This is a genomic window from Marinilactibacillus sp. GCM10026970, from assembly GCF_042660675.1.
Classification (GTDB): domain Bacteria; phylum Bacillota; class Bacilli; order Lactobacillales; family Carnobacteriaceae_A; genus Marinilactibacillus.
Genome location: NZ_JBHSUL010000002.1, coordinates 50,833 through 70,686 on the forward strand (window position 1 = coordinate 50,833; position 19,854 = coordinate 70,686).

Sequence of the window (19,854 nt, forward strand, 5' to 3'; positions counted from 1 at the left end):
GTTTTCCACAACTGAGTGAAATTGTTGATAAATAATTCAGAACCTATTGAAAATAGTTATCCACACGGGAACAGAGCCTGTGTGGAATTTCAAGTTGTACAGAAATGTTTAACAGGAATTGTGGATAAGTAAACGTATTTAAATACTTTAATACCAGTCTGTAAATTAGTTATTAACATTATGAAAAAACTTGTGGATAACTTTATATACACAGGGTGAAAATGTGGGTGGATCATGTATAAAGTTGTTAACAGCTAAAAATAAAGATAGAGTTGTTAACTGTCCTGTGGATAAAAATGTGCATGAGATCAGCATATTTTTTATTTGAAAATGTGTCTAAATTTAAAAGCAAACAGTTAAATTACAAAGGAAGACTTGACAAATGGTATCTATTTTCTTAAACTGATATAGTCTGTCTATGTTATGATGCAAAATTTAGATAGCATTTTGTAACCTTTAAATAGTAAACAGAGATATAGCAATGATTCAGGAGGTGTATGATCAATGTCACAACAAGGATTAACATATCAACCTAAAAAACGTAAGCGTCAAAAAGTACACGGTTTCCGTAAACGTATGAGTACAAAAAACGGACGTAGAGTATTGAAAGCAAGACGTCGTAAAGGTAGAAAACGCATTTCAGCATAAGAAATAATAGGCGACGATAGCTTCTTATTAAAATAAGAGCGCGTCGCCTTTTTTTGTTGTCAAAAGCGATCTTAATGAAATAAACTATTTTTGAAAAAAGAATCAAGTAAAGGCAGGTGGTGACTGGTCATGAAAAAAGCTTATCGAGTAAAAAAAGAAGCCGATTTTCAAAAAGTCTTCCATAAAGGAAAGTCTGTGGCGAATCGCCAGTTTGTCGTCTATGTACTAGAAAAGCCAGATCAAGCTCATTTTAGAGTAGGCATTTCTGTCAGCAAAAAATTAGGTCACGCACCAACTCGTAATGCCGTAAAAAGGAAAATCAGACAAGCACTGACAGAGTTCGATCAAGAAAGTTTATTGAAACAAGAGAGAGATTTTCTCGTTATCGCAAGAAATCCAGCAGCTAGTATGTCTTATGTTGAAGTGAAAAAAAGCTTATCACATGTTTTGAAGCTGGCTAAAATGATAATCAGTGAGTAAATGAACGTGTATCATTTTTAAAATAAGGATGTTCTAAAAGCTGGTTTTGATTTATAATTAATCTAGCGCACAAGACTTTGGAAAAGAGGAAAGAGATGTCTACTATAGTAAAAAAACGTAAGCGATTGCTATTGATGTTCAGCATGCTTGCGGTCGTATTTGTTTTAGCTGCTTGTGGTACAAGCGATGTTACTGCTCAAAGTGAAGGATTTTGGGATGGCGTCGTTATTTACAATTTTGCTCAGTTGATTATTTGGGTATCTGGACTATTCAATAATAGTTACGGTATGGGGATTATCCTCGTGACAGTATTTATTCGTGCTTTGCTGATTCCAATCACGCATTTCCAGCAGAAGAATATGCAACAGATGAACGAAATTAATCCACAGATGACAGAGTTAAGAGAAAGATATTCTTCAAGGGATACTGAAACACAACAGAAATTAAGAGAAGAGCAACAAAGACTCTATAAAGATGCAGGCGTTAATCCGTATTTAGGATTCTTACCATTACTGATTCAAATGCCCGTCTTTATCGCATTGTATCAATCAGTGAATAGAACGCCGATTCTTAGAACAGGCGACTTCTTATGGGTAAACTTAGGTGCACCGGATCCCTACTTGATCTTGCCAATCTTAGCCGGTATCTTCACACTAGCAAACTCATACTTGATGAGCATGGGAAGACCGCAAGCTGGCGGAAAAGTTATGACATACATTATGCCGTTATTCATTGTGTTGATCACATTCAGACTATCTAGTGCTCTAGCACTTTACTTTGCAGCATCCAATGGATTTGCAGCACTACAGACTGTACTGTTACAAAATCCTTTCAAAGCGCGTCGAGAGCGTGAATTGAAGGAAGAACAAGAGCGAGAAGCTGAACGTGAACGTAGAAGAGCTATGAAGAAAGCGCAAAAATTGGGGCGTAACGTAAGAAAATAATCTAAGGTAAATGTTTGATATGATTTGATTGAATAAACATACCTATCGTTGAACGGAGGGCATTATTCGTGATTGATAAATATACAGCACAGGCACCTACAACAGAAGCTGCAATCGAAAAAGGATTAAAAGCTTTGGGGTTAAAGATAGAGCAAGCAGATATTGAAGTAACAGAACCTGGTAAAAAAGGGTTTCTGGGAATTGGGCAAAAAGATGCGGTCGTTGTCGTTAAGAGAAAGCAAGCAACAAGTGGAATCAAAAGTGTATTTGAATCTTCTTTTTCTGCAGAAGACATTTTGCCGAAGGACAAACCAGCTCCTGAAAAACCTCTATTTGTTGAAAGTGAGACAGGAACAGAACCATCCTCTGACCAAGAAATTGTAGAACCCGTTGCAGAAAGTCCCGAAGAAGTCGAAGAAACTAGGAATCAATCATCAGATGAGAAACCACTTGTAATGGCTTCTACAGAAGATTCTGAAGAAGTGAAGCCGGCAATTTCTGAAGAACAGCAAAAGGAAATTGAACAAAAAGATGCTGAAAGTATTCAGCAAGTAGCTGAGTACTTGAAAAATGTTACAAACAAAATGGGTATTGAAGATGTTTCTGTTCATGTACAAAGACAAGGGAAAAAAGTTCAGTACAATATAGAAACAGAAGATGCTGGCTTAGTCATTGGCCGTCATGGTAAAGTGTTGAATAGCTTACAGACGCTGGCTCAGATTCAGTTACACCAACTTGCTGATTCGAAGTTTTTCGCTAAAGTAGATGCTGAAGCGTATAGAGATCGTCGTCAAAAAACCGTTGAGCAGTTAGCTAAAAGAACAGCAGATAAAGTGAAACATACCAAACGCCCAGTCGTTCTTGAACCAATGCCTGCGCATGAAAGAAAATTGATTCACCGTTTCTTGAATCATCATCAAGGGATACAAACACATTCTGAAGGCAAAGAACCCCATCGTTACCTAGTCGTGGAGCCTGAAGAATAAGCGTTCTTTATTTAAAATAGTCATGTCTAACTTCGGTTATGCATGACTATTTTTTTCTAATTGTTAGAAGTAAAGCAGAGTTGGGATAGACTATGTGCTTAAAAGTATAAAGTGATTAGGAATAATTAAAATTATGCAATAGGTTTTATTAGTTTTCGACAATCTAGCTACTCGATTGTATAATAAAGAAAAACTTAGAAATGTAGGCGTGGTTTATGAATATGGAAGAAGTCACAGCACTTGTAAATACAAATCGCGGAAATGGAAAAAAAGAAAATCTAGACCGCATGGCGAGCTTGATGCAAAAACTAGGGAATCCGCAAAATCAGCTAAAATTTATTCATATAGCAGGAACAAATGGCAAAGGCACTACTGCTTCTTTTATTTCTTCAATTCTAAGAGAAGCCGGTATGCAGGTTGGGCTCTTTACGTCTCCGCATCTTGAAGTCGTAAACGAACGCATTCAAGTGGATCAGACATTCATTTCCGATCAGGACTTTATTGACTGTACTGAAAAAGTAGCAGTTTATGTAGCAGAAGTTGAAGCAGAATTGTCTGAAAAACTGTATTCATTTGAAATACTGACAGCTGTTGCCTTTGTTTATTTCAGTCGTCAAAATTGCGATTTAGTTGTGCTGGAAACGGGAATTGGTGGAAGACTCGATTCAACCAATATTATTGAAACACCTGAGGTAGCGGTCGTTACATCGATTGGCCTAGACCATATGAACATGCTTGGACATACTTTAAAAGAAATCGCTCAGGAAAAAGCTGGAATCATCAAAATGAACGGGTCTGTGGTTATTTATGATTGTGGAAACGAACTGCAACCGATATTTGAAGAACGTGCAAGAGAAAAACAAGCAGAGCTTAAGGTATTGAATCAATCTGATATTGAGCTATTATCTGCGTCTGTCAAAGGACAGGAATTCAACTACAAGCAGTACAGGAATCTGAAAATTAAGATGGTGGGTGTCCACCAACTTTCAAATGCTGCGCTATCCATAGAGACGGCTTTACAATTAAAAGCAACGTATGAAATGATTACAGATGAAGCGATTAGAAAAGGTCTAGAAAAAGCATTCTGGGCTGGTAGGATGGAAGTATTACGGGAAGAACCACTCGTTTTAGTAGATGGTGCACACAATGAACAAGGTGTCGCGCTGTTGAGTCAAAACATCCGAAGTTTATTTCCGGATCAAAAAATCACATTTGTAGTAGGTATGATGAAAGATAAAGCTTATATAGATATGATCGAAAATGTCTCAGATATTGCGAGACAAATTTTAACGGTGTCACCAGATCCTTGGAGAGGGTTTGATGCAGAAGAAGTCGCTACTATACTGAATAATAGAGGACAGTCTGCAAGATTCGTAAAATCAGTGGAAGATATCCAGAAGTACATTGAAAAGGAAGCCGAAAAAAAGGAAGTCATTGTCGTATTTGGATCCCTTTATTTAGTCGGTGATTTAAGAAAGTTGCTTCATTTATAAATTTAAAATAACCGTCCTTCAAGTGCTGAGTATTCCTACAGTCGCTTGAGGGGCTTTTTGTTAACTGAAATCGAAATTTAAATGATAAAATTATCCTGAAGAGAACAAGAACAGTCTATACAGGAGAGGAACACATATGAGAGGGGAGATAAAATATAAAAACGGTTGCATCTAAAAAGGTTTTAGAGTATAGTTACTTTAACAGACAACTTGTATATACAAGTTAAAATGATATTTAGGAGGAAATAACATGGCAGACTTTAAGAATGATGCTAAAGAGTTGCTGGATGCTATTGGCGGGAAAGAAAATGTTAACGCTGTAACGCATTGTGCGACCCGCATGCGATTTGTTCTAGACGATCCATCTGGTGCAGACGTCAAGAGGATAGAAGAGATTCCATCAGTAAAAGGAACGTTCACTCAAGCTGGACAATTTCAAGTCATTATTGGTAATAGAGTAGCAGACTTTTATAATGAATTTTCAGACGTTTCCGGTCTTGAAGGTGTTTCTAAAGATGATGTAAAAAAAGCTAGCACACAAAACATGAACTGGCTACAAAGACTCATGGGTGCTTTAGCTGAAATTTTTACTCCGCTTATTCCCGCAATTATTATTGGTGGTTTAATATTAGGATTTCGTAATGTATTAGAAGGAATCGAATTTCAGTCTTTGGGACAATTAATTGTAGATGGTGTACCACAAGTAACAGAGGCTGGCGTTCCAATTTATAATAAAATTGTCAACGTTTCTCAATTCTGGGCCGGCGTAAATGATTTCTTATGGCTGCCTGGTGAAGCGATCTTCCACTTCCTACCTGTAGGGATTACTTGGAGTGTTACAAGAAAAATGGGTACCACTCAGATATTAGGTATTGTTTTAGGTCTTACATTAGTCTCTCCACAACTAGCGAATGCATATGGAGTAGAAGATATCCTCGCTGGAGATATCTCACAATGGGACTTTGGTTTCTTCCAGTTAGATAAAATCGGATACCAAGCACAAGTTATTCCGGCAATGATGGCTGGGTTCTTGCTGGCGTACCTTGAAAAATGGTTACGTAAATTTATTCCAGAAGCCATTTCAATGATTTTTGTTCCATTATTTGCATTACTTCCAACAATTTTTATCGCACATGCTGTTATTGGACCGATTGGTTGGACGCTCGGAACAGGTCTTTCTCAAGTTGTAAACTGGGGACTATCAGGAACCTTTAGTTGGATCTTCGGATTCGTCTTTGGTGGTCTGTATGCACCACTGGTCATTACAGGTCTCCACCATATGTCTAATGCAATCGATCTACAATTAGTTGCAGATTACGGTGGTACAAACTTGTGGCCGATGATTGCATTATCAAATATTGCTCAAGGATCTGCCGTTCTAGGTATGATCATTATGCACTGGGGTAATAAAAAAGAAGAGCAGGTATCTATTCCGGCTGCTATTTCCGCTTATTTAGGGGTAACGGAACCGGCACTATTTGGTATCAATATTAAATTTGTTTACCCATTTGTGGCAGGAATGATTGGTTCAGCATTCGCTGGAATGATCTCTGTAGCAATGAATGTAACCGCGAATTCTATTGGAGTCGGAGGACTTCCAGGATTCTTGAGTATTCAGCCAGATTCTATGGTCGGATTCTTCATTGCGATGGCCGTTGCATTTATAGTACCCATTATCTTAACGATTTTCTTTGAAAAAAGAGGGATTTTGACTAAATGGGAAAACACAAACTTACCGATTCCTAAATTAGGTCAATAATTGAGCAAAAGATTCGTAATTGCTACCTATCAGTGGTAGGTTTAAATTGTAAAAGAAAGAGTATTTAACCGTTCGAAAAGGATTGGTTCTTCAAGACCGAAGCTGTCTAGAGCATTTATTTAGACGAATATCCGGTACTTAAGAATCAGTCCTTTTTCTATAAACATAGAAGGGAAGAATTCGATGACACATTTTCATGACAAAGTAATTTATCAGGCCTATCCAAAATCCTTTAAAGATACGGATGGAAGCGGACTGGGTGATTTGAAGGGGATTATTGAAAAGCTACCTTACCTAGAAGATTTGGGTGTAGATATGTTGTGGCTGAATCCTTTTTACAAGTCACCTCAAAACGACAATGGTTATGACGTAGCAGACTATACCTCTATTGATCCGATGTTCGGGACTTTTGAAGATTTCGACACACTTGTAGAAGAAGCCAAAAAACGGGGTATTTCCCTGATGCTAGACATGGTGTTGAATCATACATCTACAGCACATGAGTGGTTTCAAAAAGCTTTAAATGGAGAAAAGAAATACCAAGACTATTATATTCTAAGAGAAGGAAAAGCGGACGGTAGTCTTCCAACAAACTGGGAATCTAAATTTGGCGGAGATGCGTGGTCTAAATTTGGAGATACAGATCAGTATTACTTACATCTGTACGATAAAACCCAAGCAGATTTAGATTGGCGAAATCCAGAAGTCCGACAGGAACTCTACAATGCCGTCAACTTCTGGCTAGAGAAAGGCGTCAAAGGACTTCGCTTTGATGTCCTTAATGTGATTGGAAAAGACGAAGAATTAAAAGATGCAGATGACGGAGTTGGAAAATCTCATTACACAGATACACCCATCGTCCACGAGTATATTCACGAATTGAATAGAGAAACATACGGCAAGTATGAAGATGTGATTACAGTTGGAGAAATGAGCTCAACAACTGTAGCGAATGGCGTACAGTATTCTAATCCTGAACGAAATGAATTGTCGATGATCTTTAGTTTCCACCATTTGAAAGTGGATTATAAAGATGGTGAAAAGTGGACGACGCAACCATTTGATTTCTTGGAACTAAAAAAACTACTGGATGAATGGCAAAGAGGAATGGATGAAGGCGGAGGCTGGAACGCAGTCTTCTGGAACAACCACGATCAGCCACGGGCGAATAGTCGGTTTGGAGATGTTGAGAAGTATCCTTTTGAAACAACGACGATGTTGGCTCAGACCATCCATTTCCTAAGAGGTACACCCTTTATCTATCAAGGTGAAGAAATTGGAATGACGAACCCGAACTATAAGGAAATTGATGACTACGTAGATGTAGAAACACATAATGCCTATCAGAAATTAAAAGAAGACGGATTACCAGAAGATCAGATTATGGATATCATTCAAGCTAAGTCTAGAGATAACGCACGTACACCGATGCAGTGGGATACCTCCAAGAATGCTGGTTTCACAGAAGGGGAACCTTGGCTAAGAATCCCTGAAAATTATATAGAACGCAACACGGAGAATGATGGAGTCAGTAAAACCATCCGTGAGTACTATAAAAAATTAATCCAGTTACGTAAAGAACATAAAATTATTCAAGAAGGTTCTTATGAACCCGTTGAACTGGGGCATCAAAGTATTTTTGCTTACGTTAGGACGTATGAAAATCAAAAACTACTTGTTTTGAATCACTTTTATGCAGATGAAGCGATAATCGATATACCTCGTCCTTTATTAGAAATGGATGCACAATATATATTAGGAAATAAAGAAGAGAGAAAGTTAGAGTCAAAATTAGTGATGCAACCGTACGAAACCATCGCTTTTTTATTAAATTAATTGAATGATAACTTGAAGCAGTCTATGACAGTAAGTGCCTTTACTATCATAGACTGCTTTTTTGTAGGTAGAAAGTATCTTAACAATGAGAAAATACTATCCATATTTTTATCACTCTCAAATTTTGACTCCTAAGTTGTTAGGTGCTATGATTTAAAATTGAGGCATTCATATAATGAGTTGGGAGAAGGATAGGTATGGAAATTATACGGTTAGTTGGTATTTTAATTATCGTCGTTGGATTCATTTTTAAATTCGACACGATTGCAGTTGTTTTGATTGCAGCACTTGTTACAGCACTAGTATCAGGCATTTCATTTTTCGAGTTTCTTTTTATTATGGGGGAAGCTTTTGTTAATAATCGATTAGTGACGTTATTCTTATTAACGCTACCGATGATTGGAATCGCAGAAAGAGCGGGATTGCGTCAGCAAGCTGTAAGAATTCTCGAGAACATTAATGGAATCACAGCTGGGAAACTCTTTTCAATTTATATGGTTTTCAGAGAACTAGCGGGTACCTTTTCTATTCGGATGCAGGGACAAACACAATTCGTTCGTCCATTGATCGAACCAATGTCTCAAGCAGCTGCTAAGACAAAATACGGGGAAATCAGTGAAGAAGATACAGAAAAAATCAAAGCACGTTCCGCAGCCACAGAGAATTTTGGGAACTTCTTTGCGCAAAATACGTTTATTGCAGCTTCAGGTGTTTTATTGATTACTAGTACAATGGAATCTTTAGGATACGTAATTTCTCCTATAGATATTGTTATTGCGACCATTCCAGTAGCGCTTTTTGCACTTGTGATTGTCGTGGTGTCTAATGTTCTATTTGACCGCAAAATGAACCGCAAATACAATCAAGCAGACCAAGAGAAAAAGGCAGGTAAATCATAATGGAAGCATTTGTAAATAATTTATTGGAGTTCTTTTTCATTCTTGTTGGTTTATTGCTTGCCTATGTAGCTTTTAAAGTCGCAACGGACAAAACGCACCCAGCTAAAATTGGAACGGCATTGTTCTGGTTACTACTGGGGATTACATTCGCTTTAGGGAATTATATTCCTTTTGAAATCACAGGAGCGATTTTACTGATCGTTGGTGTATTGACACTATTAAAACAAGTTAAAATCGGCCATATAAAACAAGTAACAGAAGAAGAAGCACAAGCTTCTAGTAAAAAACTTGGGAATTGGGTTTTTCTTCCTGTAGTTGTACTAGCTGTAGTTGCTGTTGGAGTGGCTCAGTTTACACCACTCGGGGGACAAGCAGGAATTGGTATTGGAGCGGTGACTTCCTTGGTCGTAGCAATGATCATTACGAAGTCATCTCCTAACAGTGCGTTAGAAGATGGAAATAGAATGGTCCAGCAAGTTGGTCCAGTCGGCTTCTTACCACAGTTATTAGCAGCTTTAGGCGTAATCTTTACTCAAGCGGGAGTCGGTGACGTGATTGCCAACGGAATTTCTAGTTTCTTACCACAAGGAAATCCTTTAGTCGGCGTTATTGCTTACTCGACTGGAATGGTGATCTTTACCATGATTATGGGAAATGCTTTTGCAGCCTTCACGGTCATCACAGCTGGAATTGGTATTCCATTTGTAATCTCACAAGGTGGTGATCCAGCAGTTGCTGGAGCTTTAGCAATGACTGTCGGATTTTGTGGAACGCTTATGACACCGATGGCAGCAAACTTTAATGCTTTGCCAGTAGCCTTACTTGAAATGAAAAATGAAAATGGCGTCATCAAAGAACAGATTCCAATGGCTTTAATTATGATTGTGTTCCATGTCGTTTTAATGTACTTCTGGGCATTCTAGGACAGGAAACTTCTATTGAATCGGATATTTCTGATATAATGATAAAAGAAAGGTAGCGATGAATATGAAAATTTTAGTTACAGGATTTGATCCATTTGGCGGAGAAAGTTTAAATCCGGCATGGGAAGCAGTAAAGAAAATCCCTGATACCATTAGTGGAGCAGAAATTAAAAAAGTTATGATTCCTACTGTATTTGGAAAAAGTGCAGACGTAACAGACGAGGCTATTGCAGAGTTCAAACCGGACTATGTCCTGAACATCGGCCAAGCCGGAGGACGATTTGAATTGACCCCTGAACGTGTAGCCATCAATGTAGACGATGCTAGAATCCCTGATAATGAAGAGAATCAGCCAATTGACGTAGCCATCAAAGAAGATGGAGAATCAGCTTATTTCACTCAATTACCCGTTAAAGCGATGGTAACAGAGATGAAAAAAGCAGGTGTTCCGGCGTCCGTTTCTAATTCTGCAGGAACATTCGTATGTAATCATATCATGTATCAAGTACAATATATGATCGATAAAAAGTATCCAGAAATCAAAGCAGGATTCATGCATGTGCCGTTTATTCCTTCACAAGTGCTGGATAAACCAGGTAAACCAGCCATGAATCTTGAAGATATCGCTTCGGGTATTACAAAAGCAATCGAAGCAATCGTGTCTTTTGATGGAAAAGAAGATTTAAAAGCGATAGGTGGAACCACTCACTAATAATCCATTAAAAAGAGGGGCTCGGTGCGTTTTACTGCATCAAGTCCCTCTTTTTAGTAGGTTTGTGGACCGCGTCTTCTAGCGAAATCGACAAAGCGAAATTTATCTAGTCTATGACGAGACTCTGTGTATTGAAACAGTCTCGTGTCTTCGAGGTGAACATCGCTTCTAGTTACCACAATATGATGGTCATCATGAAGAGACATGATGGATCGGTCCTCATCGGTAACTGGTTCAACGGTGAATTCTTTTCTAGCGTATCCGATTTTTAGGCCTAATTTTTGTTCGATATAATGATAAAGAGAATTTTCTGCTTCTTCATCTGGAAGTTCTTCTATAATTGAAGTCAGCAAATAATCTTTGTCTAGTATCACAACTTCCTGATTAACTTTTCGAGCACGAACTACCGTATGAACTTCCGTACTTTCAGGAACTTTTAAAAACTCAGCAATGTGCTTAGGGATTTTAGTGATTTTATTTTCAATTAGTAGAGTCTGGCTAGAGATATTTTGAGCGTTTTGAAGTTCTTGATAACTGGTTAAGCCAGAGATCGGAAAATCAAACCGTTTAACGTCCAAAACGATAGAACCTTTTCCTTGCTTCTTTTGAATATATCCACTCTCTAGTAACAGCGTTAAGGCTTTTCTGATTGTTTCACGCGAAACATTGTATTGTTTCGTCAAATCATTTTCGCTCGGGAGTAGATCTCCAGATTTATATGTTTGGTTTAAAATTGCAGATTCGATATCGACGAATATTTCATGAAATTTACTCAAGTGATCCATTCCTTTATTCATTCTCTATAGGATTCTACCATAAATCATCACTTTTTTAGTAAAAAAATAAATCGTAGTGTATAGTAGAACTTTGATTTATAATTGAGAAAATATGGTTTAGTTGAGAGGTGTTCACGTGAAAAAGATTCTTATTACATTATATATAGCGATTTGTGCTATCATCGGTTTCTGGATTGGTTATCATGCAGCCATGACAGACATAGATATAGGATGGTTACTGATTCGAGCAGGGCTTATTTTGATCAGTATCGCGGTTTTCGGTTTCCTTCATATCATCATTCATGAAATGGGTCACTTGGTTGCAGGTAAAGTTTCAGGGTACCAATTTTTATTTTTCAGAATAGCAAATTGGGCACTCGTAAAAGAGCAACATCAATACAGAATGGCAAAATTTTCCATAGCTGGAACGGGTGGACAATGTTTAATGTTACCATCAGAACGAGACTACAATCCACCGTACCGCCTTTATTTATTTGGAGGAGCTTTGGCAAATTTTATTACGGCTATCATCGGATTAGGGTTTGTTTTAATGGGGGGTCGATCTGTTTATCTTTATAGCTTTATTGTGACAGGGCTATTCACTGGTATCCTGAACTTAATTCCTTTTAGTATTACAGATGGAAATACCTTGAAACGACTAAAGATGGATCCTAATAAGCGACCTCAATTCTTCCAGCAGTTAAGACTCAGTGCAGACTTTATCAATGGAAAAATGTATGGAGAAATTAAAGATCATGAATTGATTGAAAATCCTAACGAACCCATGACAGAACAATTCAATGCTTATACAGTACTCGTTCAGATCAATCGAGAATTAGAAGCAGAAAATTTTGGACATGCACTGGAATTGACTGAACCTTTATGGAATCAACGATCGCAAATGGTCAAGCCCTATCAGATGGATGTTTCAAGAGACTATTTATTCTGCCATCTCACAATGGAAACAGAAGATACGATGATCCAAAACGAGATTAAAGAAGACCCAGTGTTTAAACAGTACTTGAAAACGAATCAGCTGGAAACCTATAGGATCAAAGCAGCGATGGCCTTTTGGATCGACAAAGATCTGGATCAAGCAGAAACCTGGATTGAGAAAGCTGAAAAATCGTTGGATCAAGCACCAACTTATGCAGATAGGGCCTTAAATAAAAAGCTACTTGATTTCGTGGAAGAAAAAGTCTCGCAAGAACGCGTTAACCGTACTGCAAGTAACGATGTAGAAGAAGAGCTAGTTTAAGCGAGAAACCGGTGAACATTCTGAATATTTCTGTTCACAATTTACTAATAAAAAATAAGTTAAGTAGTTGACTTTTTTATTCATTCCTTATATCATTTATAGTGTTGAGCAAGACAGAATATGAGCAAGTTAAATAGTGGTAAAGTAGTGAAAGTGCTTTTCCACCTCAGGTCTATTTAAGTAGGCATTATTGGGGTGGACCAGGCACTTTTTTTGTGAAGAAAAATAGGAGGAATATCTTAAAATGGCAATCGAATTTGATACTATTGCAGCAATCTCTACCCCTCCTGGTGAAGGCGGTATTGGAATTGTTCGAATCAGTGGAGACGAAGCGCTGGATATTGTAGACCGTGTCTATCAATTAGGAAAGAAAACTTTAAAAAATCAACCAACGCATACGATTCATTATGGTCATATCGTGAATCCTAAAACAGAAGAACAGATAGACGAAGTCATGGTCTCTGTAATGAAAGCACCAAAGACCTATACACGTGAAGATGTGATTGAAATCAATACGCATGGTGGTGTACTGGCCGTTAACAGAGTGCTACAGACAGTTTTGCATAATGGCGCACGTCTAGCTGAACCGGGTGAGTTTACAAAACGGGCTTTCTTGAACGGCAGAATCGATTTATCTCAAGCAGAAGCGGTAATGGACGTGATTCGTGCGAAAACGGATAGAGCGATGCATATGGCGGTCACACAGCTTGATGGAGATCTGTCACGCTTGATCAGAAACCTGCGTCAAGATATTTTGAGTACGCTAGCACAGGTGGAAGTCAATATCGATTATCCTGAATATGATGATGTAGAAGAAATGACAGCGAAACTACTTGTTGAAAAAGCAGAAAAAGTAAAAGCACAAGTAGAATCTTTACTAGATACAGCAAGCCAAGGGAAAATCTTGCGCGAAGGATTAGCTACAGCGATTATTGGTCGACCGAATGTTGGGAAATCTAGTTTACTGAACGTTTTGATTAAAGAAGAGAAAGCCATCGTGACAGAAATTGCCGGAACAACGCGTGACGTTGTAGAAGAATATGTCAGTGTCAAAGGGGTACCGCTTAGACTCATTGATACAGCAGGTATTCGCGAAACCGAAGATATCGTCGAACGAATCGGTGTTGAACGGAGTCGTAAAGCTTTAAAAGAAGCAGACTTAGTCTTACTAGTATTCAATCAGAACGAAGCGTTGACACCAGAAGACAAATTACTGATCGAAGCAACAGAAGAACATCATAGAATTGTGATTTTAAATAAAATGGATCTTGAAACAAAGCTAGATATGGACGAGTTGAAGCAGCTTGTTGATCCAGCCAGTATTATCCAGACATCCATCGTAACACGCGCTGGTATGAACGATTTGGAAGCGAAAATCGCTGATCTGTTCTTCTCAGGAAAAACAGGCGAGCGTGATGCAACTTATGTATCAAATGTACGTCATATTGCCTTATTGAATGAGACAGTTGATGCCTTTAACGATGTAATAGAAGGTATTGAAACGGATATGCCAGTCGATTTAGTGCAGATCGATATGACTAGAGCCTGGGACTTACTAGGTGAAATCACTGGAGATAGTGTACAAGATGAATTGATTACGCAACTATTCAGTCAATTCTGCTTAGGAAAATAAACCATTAACCTTATAAACGGACTTTATATTAGAAAGGAATAACTTGATGCAAACTTATGAAGCTGGAAGATACGATGTTATCGTTGTCGGTGCTGGTCATGCTGGATCAGAAGCAGCACTTGCAGCCGCAAGAATGGGTTCGAAAACGTTACTGATAACGATTAACTTAGATATGGTTGCTCATATGCCATGTAACCCATCGATTGGCGGACCTGCTAAAGGGATCGTCGTACGTGAAATGGATGCCTTAGGTGGCGAAATGGGCCGTAATATCGACAAAACTTATATTCAAATGCGTATGCTGAATACTGCCAAAGGACCGGCAGTACGTGCCCTACGTGCGCAAGCAGACAAACACTTATATTCCATTGAAATGAAACGTACCATTGAAAGAACTGAAAACTTGGATATGAAACAAGGAATCGTTGATGAACTAGTCGTTGAAGACAATGTCATTCAAGGCGTGATTACAAATGCAGGTGCGATTTACCGTGCCCAAGCCGTTGTTTTAACAGCGGGTACGTCTTCTCGTGGAGAAATCGTGATTGGAGAATTAAAATATTCTTCAGGTCCGAATAACACGCAACCTTCTATCAAATTATCTGAGAATCTACTAGAACTTGGTTTTGACTTGGACCGTTTCAAGACAGGAACACCACCAAGGATTCACAAAGATTCTATCGACTATTCGGTAACAGAAGAACAACCGGGAGATCTTGAGCCTCATCACTTCAGTTTTGAGACACCAGATGAAAAATATCTGCAAAACCAAACGTCTTGCTGGTTAACGTATACAAGTACAACTTCTCATGATATCATTCGTGAAAATCTGCATCGTGCACCGATGTTTACGGGAATTGTTGAAGGGGTTGGCGCTCGTTACTGCCCGTCCATTGAGGACAAAGTGGTTCGCTTCTCTGATAAACCACGTCACCAATTGTTTTTAGAACCAGAAGGTGAAACAACAGATGAAGTTTATGTACAAGGATTATCTTCTTCTTTACCTGAAGATGTGCAGTTAGCTGTACTACATTCAGTAGAAGGTTTAGAAAATGCGAAAATGATGCGTACAGGTTATGCAATCGAGTACGATGTGGTTAAACCATACCAATTACGCCCTTCACTTGAGACAAAAATGATTAGTGGTTTATTCACTGCCGGTCAAATGAACGGAACTTCTGGTTACGAAGAAGCGGGCGGACAAGGTCTAATGGCTGGAATTAATGCAGCGCGTCTTGTTCAAGGAGAAGAACCATTCGTCATGAAACGTAATGAAGGCTACATCGGTGTTATGATCGATGACTTAGTTACTAAAGGAACGAATGAACCTTATCGTTTACTAACTTCACGTGCAGAATATCGTCTATTATTACGTCACGACAATGCAGATTTCAGATTAAGTAAAATTGGTCGTGAATTAGGACTACTTTCAGAAGAAAGATATCAGTTATTCCTAGATAAAAAAGCGCAAGTAGAACAAGAACTGGCTCGTCTGAAAAAGGTTCGTCTGAAACCAACAGATGTTGCTGCTTATCTTGAAGAAAAAGGTGAGCCACAATTGAAAGATGGTATTTTGGTCTATGACTTTATTCGTCGTCCTTACGTTAAATACCCAGATATCATTCCATTTGCGCCAACAGAAGAACCGCTATCTAAAGAAGTGATGGAACAAGTTGAAATCTTCATCAAGTATGAAGGCTACATCGAGAAAGCATTCCGCAAAGCGGACAAAGTGAAACGGATGGAAAACAAAAGAATTCCAGAAGGTATCGACTATAGCTCAATCAATGGTATCGCAACTGAAGCCATCGAAAAATTAACAAAAATTCAACCAGAAACAATCGCACAGGCAAGCCGAATCAGTGGTGTGAATCCATCAGATATTTCAATCTTGATGGTCTACGTGGAACAAGGCAGTGTAGCGAAAGTATAATCAATTGATTCATTTAAAGTAAGGAGCCGTGGATTTGATCCAGGGTTCCTTTTTTTGTGCTTAAGCGTTATTTTTGCTATGAGATTTAGCAGGGCGTAGACTGATGATAGAAAATAAAAAAATAGGAGTGAAGTATAATGAGCCAAGCCGTTGAAACGTTAGTCAGTAAAGTAGCAGCGTGTGCAAAGGCGTGTAACGAGTGTTTTGATGCCTGTTTAAAAGAAGACGATGTCAAGATGATGGCGAACTGTATTCGAACAGACCGCGTATGTGCAGATATGTGCGGAATCGTAGCAGATTTTGCCTATAGAGAAAGCGACATATTCCCAGATCTAGTAGCCGCATGTGCTAAAGCTTGTGGTATTTGTGCAGAAGAATGCGAAAATCATGAAATGCAGCACTGCCAGGATTGTGCAGCAGCTTGCCGTGAATGCGAAAAAGCTTGTAAAGCATACCTTGGTCAATAAGCTAGGCAAAATGCTTCCTATAAAAATAAAATCCGCTGAAGAAGTCATTAAAGGCTTCCTCAGCGGATTTTTGTATTTGATTATTTACAAGCGGATTCAAAGAAAGTGGTCTTACAGACTACTATTTTACTATCTTTACTGATATTTTCATTAAGAAATCTTTTTTGTCATTTACAGACAACTCATCTAATAAAACATCTGTGTAAAAATAACCTTTCAATTTTAAATGATTTTCCTTTGCATAAAGTACTAAGCGCTTGTACGTCTTATTGATACTCGAATAATCAGCATTATGATAGGCCACTAAATAATCGCCTTTTTCAATTGTATAGTTTGCATATGTTTCGTTATCTACTTTGGTGTAAATATATTCATATTCTTCAATTTTTTTATTTAAAACATCTTCTACCTGTATCATCCATCCTTCAGAAAATGAAAGATGGATGTTATTCTCTTCCAAATATTTGAAGTGTAATTGCATAGATTCGTAGGAATCTATATTATTTGATACCCATTTGGTATTGGTAGTAACAATAAATTGATCGTTCTCTCGGGATTCGATTATGATATCTTGTTTGTTTATTAGTAAAGATTCTTTTGTATCTTTTACTTTTTCCGTAATCAATTTTTTCATAATTTTTAGCTCAGTAATTTTTTTATCAAGAGCTCTGTCTTTTTCTTCTAACAACAAAATAAGCTCTTCTGGAGATTTAGTATTTAAATAATTTTTTATCTTTTGTAACGGCATATCTATTTCTTTTAGGATAAGAATGACCATAAAAACATTGGCCTGATAAATTGAGTAATACCGATAACCATTTGGGCCAGTAATCTCAGGAGAAAAAATTCCAATTTTATCATAATAAAGCAAAGCGTCTTTACTAACGCCCATTAAATTTGCAAATCGGCCAGTTGTCAAATAACTCTTGGAACTTTCAATCATAGAGTATTCACCTTTTTCTAAAAGTATTGATAGACTTTTCTATTTCGAAACAAAAAGAATGTACATACAACAACCGACAATAGCTCTGCCAGTGGAGTAGCTATCCATATTCCGTTGATACCTATTAGAGGTGGTAAGACTAACAATGCAGTCAAAACAAATACCAAAGTTCTAAGTATGGAAATAATTGCGGAAATTTTTCCGTTTGATAAAGCAGTAAATAACATGGAAGTAAAAATATTTATTCCCATGAATAAGAAACTGAGAGAGAAAAACCAAAATCCGTTTTTAGCTATTTCATATACATCGCTTCCTTGGACTGCCATAAATCGAATCAGGTAAGGACCAAGTAAATGTGATAATACAAATATAGAAATAGAACTTATGGTAATAAAAACCAGACTATTTTTAAAAATCTTTTTTAATTTGTCTACATTCTGACGTCCATAATTATAACTAATGATGGGTGCTATACCGACTGAATACCCCATAAATAGTGGTGTTAATATAAACATGGCATAAAGCATGATTGTAACTGCTGCGACTCCTTCAACCCCAATAAATTTTAACATTAAAAAGTTAAATGCAAAGGTTACTACAGAAGAGGATAGGTTCGTAACCATCTCGGAAGAACCATTTATACTACTTTCTAATATGAGACCCCATTTAAACTTAAATTTAGTAAAATATAATAGGCTTTTAGAAGACGTTAAAAAGTAAATAATCCCTAAAATGGATGGAATAACGATTCCTATTGAAGTTGCTAAGGCAGCGCCTTTTACCCCCATGTTCATAACAACAATAAATAAATAGTCTAATGCTATATTTGTACTTCCTCCGATAATGGTTATTAGTAGACTTAGCTTAGGTTTTCCTGCGGTTACAAATAAGGCTTCGAACATTCCCTGAATGATTAGAAAAGGACTAGTCCATAAAATGATTTGTCCATAGGTGAAGGTGTAATCAAATAATAGACTACTTGTTCCAGCACCTAATACTTCTAATATTGGACGAATAAATACTAATCCTAAAATCATAATGATCAGCCCCAATAAAGCTCCAAACACGACAATATTTGTAAAATCACGCTGCGCTTCTCGCGGATTATTTTCTCCCATTTTTTTTGCAATAATGGCACTACCTCCAGTACCTAGCATTAAGGCAATAGCAAATATCAATGCATATATAGGCATGAAGATGTTAACTGCGGCTAATGCAGTTGAATCCACAAAACGTGCTAAAAAAATACCGTCAACCATTGTATAAACGGATACAAAGATCATAGCCAGAATGGTTGGCGCAGCATAAGTTAATAATGATTTCATTGTATAATCTTTTTTTGTTTCCTCTAAGTTGCTCATTTAAACCTCTCCTAATCCAAATTAATACCAATACGTGTATCTTAAAGTATGGAGTAACTCTAGAGTCAAGAGGGGTGTAAATGTTGTAATTAAAACTAATATATGGCTAATGGACTTTTCTGAACAAACTTTATATCTTCAATCCTTTAACAACGATGTCTATAGCATTCATATAATGATTTCTTTGCGTTTCAGGTACTTTGTAACCAATATAGAAAGAACTGTCTAGAGAAGAAATCAAATTAAATAATATAAAGGTCGTACTTTCAACATCTAAATCAATTTTAAATTCACCAGATGCTATACCCTCTTCGATAATGTTCCTGATTATATCGAGTTCAGGTTTAAATATACTAATAAAAGTAGAAGTGTCGTCTTTATGCACTGAAACTAAATACTCAGAAATTGTCTTTGTTAAGGGTTGTTGAGATTCCATACTATTTAGTTTTCCCCATGAATATAATTTATCTACAGCACTTGAGTCATTTTTTGAAATGATCTTCCATTTTTTAACATAATTATTGGACGACTGAATCAGGCAATAAAGATACAAGTCTTCCTTATTTTTGAAATGGTAATAGATTGTACCTTTACTTAAGTTGGTCTCATTTTTAATGTCTGCCATAGATGTTGCAGTATAACCTTTATACCCGAATATTTTAGTGGCAATTTCTTGGATATATTTTTTCGTATCCTCGCTATTTGTTCCAACAGGTCTGCTCATTGTATACCTCCTTAATGATTCTAATTTTACACTAAATATAATAAGAAAACATAATTATTCGTCTGATCGTCCGAATTTT

The 19,854-nt window shown here is 37.4% G+C and carries 18 protein-coding genes; 14 read left to right on the plus strand and 4 right to left on the minus strand.

Translation table 11 applies throughout. The annotated features are described in order from the left end of the window. Positions 1 to 504: 504 nt before the first annotated feature. The 10 genes from rpmH (at position 505) to pcp (ending at position 10,680) form a co-directional block, all read left to right on the plus strand. The gene (gene rpmH / locus ACFP65_RS00605; RefSeq protein WP_072693642.1) at positions 505 to 648 is read left to right on the plus strand and encodes a 50S ribosomal protein L34; all 144 of its coding nucleotides are present in this window, start codon (positions 505 to 507) and stop codon (positions 646 to 648) included. Positions 649 to 777: 129 nt separating this feature from the next. After that, positions 778 to 1,128, plus strand: a complete 351-nt coding sequence (gene rnpA / locus ACFP65_RS00610) for a ribonuclease P protein component (RefSeq protein WP_379914901.1) — start codon at positions 778 to 780, stop codon at positions 1,126 to 1,128. 95 nt (positions 1,129 to 1,223) lie between these two features. Then, positions 1,224 to 2,072 carry a YidC/Oxa1 family membrane protein insertase gene (locus ACFP65_RS00615; RefSeq protein ID WP_379914902.1) on the plus strand — a complete coding sequence of 283 codons (849 nt, stop codon included), beginning with the start codon at positions 1,224 to 1,226 and terminating at the stop codon, positions 2,070 to 2,072. Between the two features lie 68 nt (positions 2,073 to 2,140). Beyond that, positions 2,141 to 3,058 carry an RNA-binding cell elongation regulator Jag/EloR gene (gene jag / locus ACFP65_RS00620; RefSeq protein ID WP_379914904.1) on the plus strand — a complete coding sequence of 306 codons (918 nt, stop codon included), beginning with the start codon at positions 2,141 to 2,143 and terminating at the stop codon, positions 3,056 to 3,058. A gap of 215 nt (positions 3,059 to 3,273) precedes the next feature. Then, positions 3,274 to 4,551 carry a bifunctional folylpolyglutamate synthase/dihydrofolate synthase gene (locus ACFP65_RS00625; RefSeq protein WP_379914906.1) on the plus strand — a complete coding sequence of 426 codons (1,278 nt, stop codon included), beginning with the start codon at positions 3,274 to 3,276 and terminating at the stop codon, positions 4,549 to 4,551. 250 nt (positions 4,552 to 4,801) lie between these two features. After that, positions 4,802 to 6,310: a PTS system trehalose-specific EIIBC component gene (gene treP, locus ACFP65_RS00630; protein WP_379914908.1), complete on the plus strand. Its 1,509-nt coding sequence runs from the start codon at positions 4,802 to 4,804 to the stop codon at positions 6,308 to 6,310. Positions 6,311 to 6,493: 183 nt separating this feature from the next. Then, complete coding sequence (gene treC, locus ACFP65_RS00635; protein ID WP_379914909.1) at positions 6,494 to 8,146, plus strand: alpha,alpha-phosphotrehalase; 1,653 nt, start codon at positions 6,494 to 6,496, stop codon at positions 8,144 to 8,146. A 197-nt stretch (positions 8,147 to 8,343) separates the two neighbouring features. Next, complete coding sequence (locus tag ACFP65_RS00640; protein WP_379914910.1) at positions 8,344 to 9,045, plus strand: DUF969 domain-containing protein; 702 nt, start codon at positions 8,344 to 8,346, stop codon at positions 9,043 to 9,045. After that, the gene (locus tag ACFP65_RS00645; protein ID WP_379914912.1) at positions 9,045 to 9,968 is read left to right on the plus strand and encodes a DUF979 domain-containing protein; all 924 of its coding nucleotides are present in this window, start codon (positions 9,045 to 9,047) and stop codon (positions 9,966 to 9,968) included. The genes ACFP65_RS00640 and ACFP65_RS00645 overlap by 1 nt, the downstream gene beginning before the upstream one ends. Positions 9,969 to 10,032: 64 nt before the next feature. Then, positions 10,033 to 10,680: a pyroglutamyl-peptidase I gene (pcp, locus tag ACFP65_RS00650; RefSeq protein ID WP_379914914.1), complete on the plus strand. Its 648-nt coding sequence runs from the start codon at positions 10,033 to 10,035 to the stop codon at positions 10,678 to 10,680. A gap of 53 nt (positions 10,681 to 10,733) precedes the next feature. Here pcp and treR read toward each other — a convergent pair whose 3' ends face one another. Continuing rightward, the gene (gene treR, locus ACFP65_RS00655; RefSeq protein WP_379914916.1) at positions 10,734 to 11,456 is read right to left on the minus strand and encodes a trehalose operon repressor; all 723 of its coding nucleotides are present in this window, start codon (positions 11,454 to 11,456) and stop codon (positions 10,734 to 10,736) included. 136 nt (positions 11,457 to 11,592) lie between these two features. On the opposite strand from treR, the gene ACFP65_RS00660 reads away from it, so the two are divergent. The 4 genes from ACFP65_RS00660 (at position 11,593) to ACFP65_RS00675 (ending at position 16,747) form a co-directional block, all read left to right on the plus strand. Further along, the gene (locus ACFP65_RS00660; RefSeq protein WP_379914918.1) at positions 11,593 to 12,714 is read left to right on the plus strand and encodes a site-2 protease family protein; all 1,122 of its coding nucleotides are present in this window, start codon (positions 11,593 to 11,595) and stop codon (positions 12,712 to 12,714) included. Positions 12,715 to 12,958: 244 nt separating this feature from the next. Further along, positions 12,959 to 14,347, plus strand: coding sequence for a tRNA uridine-5-carboxymethylaminomethyl(34) synthesis GTPase MnmE (gene mnmE / locus ACFP65_RS00665; RefSeq protein WP_379914920.1), 1,389 nt, complete (start codon positions 12,959 to 12,961; stop codon positions 14,345 to 14,347). Positions 14,348 to 14,393: 46 nt separating this feature from the next. Further along, entirely contained in the window at positions 14,394 to 16,280 is a 1,887-nt protein-coding gene (gene mnmG, locus ACFP65_RS00670; protein ID WP_379914922.1) for a tRNA uridine-5-carboxymethylaminomethyl(34) synthesis enzyme MnmG, read from the plus strand. 137 nt (positions 16,281 to 16,417) lie between these two features. Then, positions 16,418 to 16,747, plus strand: a complete 330-nt coding sequence (locus ACFP65_RS00675; RefSeq protein WP_379914924.1) for a four-helix bundle copper-binding protein — start codon at positions 16,418 to 16,420, stop codon at positions 16,745 to 16,747. A 121-nt stretch (positions 16,748 to 16,868) separates the two neighbouring features. Here ACFP65_RS00675 and ACFP65_RS00680 read toward each other — a convergent pair whose 3' ends face one another. From ACFP65_RS00680 to ACFP65_RS00690, 3 genes are all read right to left on the minus strand, one after another. Then, complete coding sequence (locus ACFP65_RS00680) at positions 16,869 to 17,690, minus strand: MerR family DNA-binding transcriptional regulator (protein WP_379914926.1); 822 nt, start codon at positions 17,688 to 17,690, stop codon at positions 16,869 to 16,871. 17 nt (positions 17,691 to 17,707) lie between these two features. Continuing rightward, positions 17,708 to 19,051 (minus strand): MATE family efflux transporter, encoded by a 1,344-nt coding sequence (locus ACFP65_RS00685; RefSeq protein WP_379914928.1) that lies wholly within the window; start codon positions 19,049 to 19,051, stop codon positions 17,708 to 17,710. A gap of 130 nt (positions 19,052 to 19,181) precedes the next feature. Next, the gene (locus ACFP65_RS00690) at positions 19,182 to 19,775 is read right to left on the minus strand and encodes a TetR/AcrR family transcriptional regulator (protein WP_379914930.1); all 594 of its coding nucleotides are present in this window, start codon (positions 19,773 to 19,775) and stop codon (positions 19,182 to 19,184) included. Positions 19,776 to 19,854: the final 79 nt, after the last annotated feature.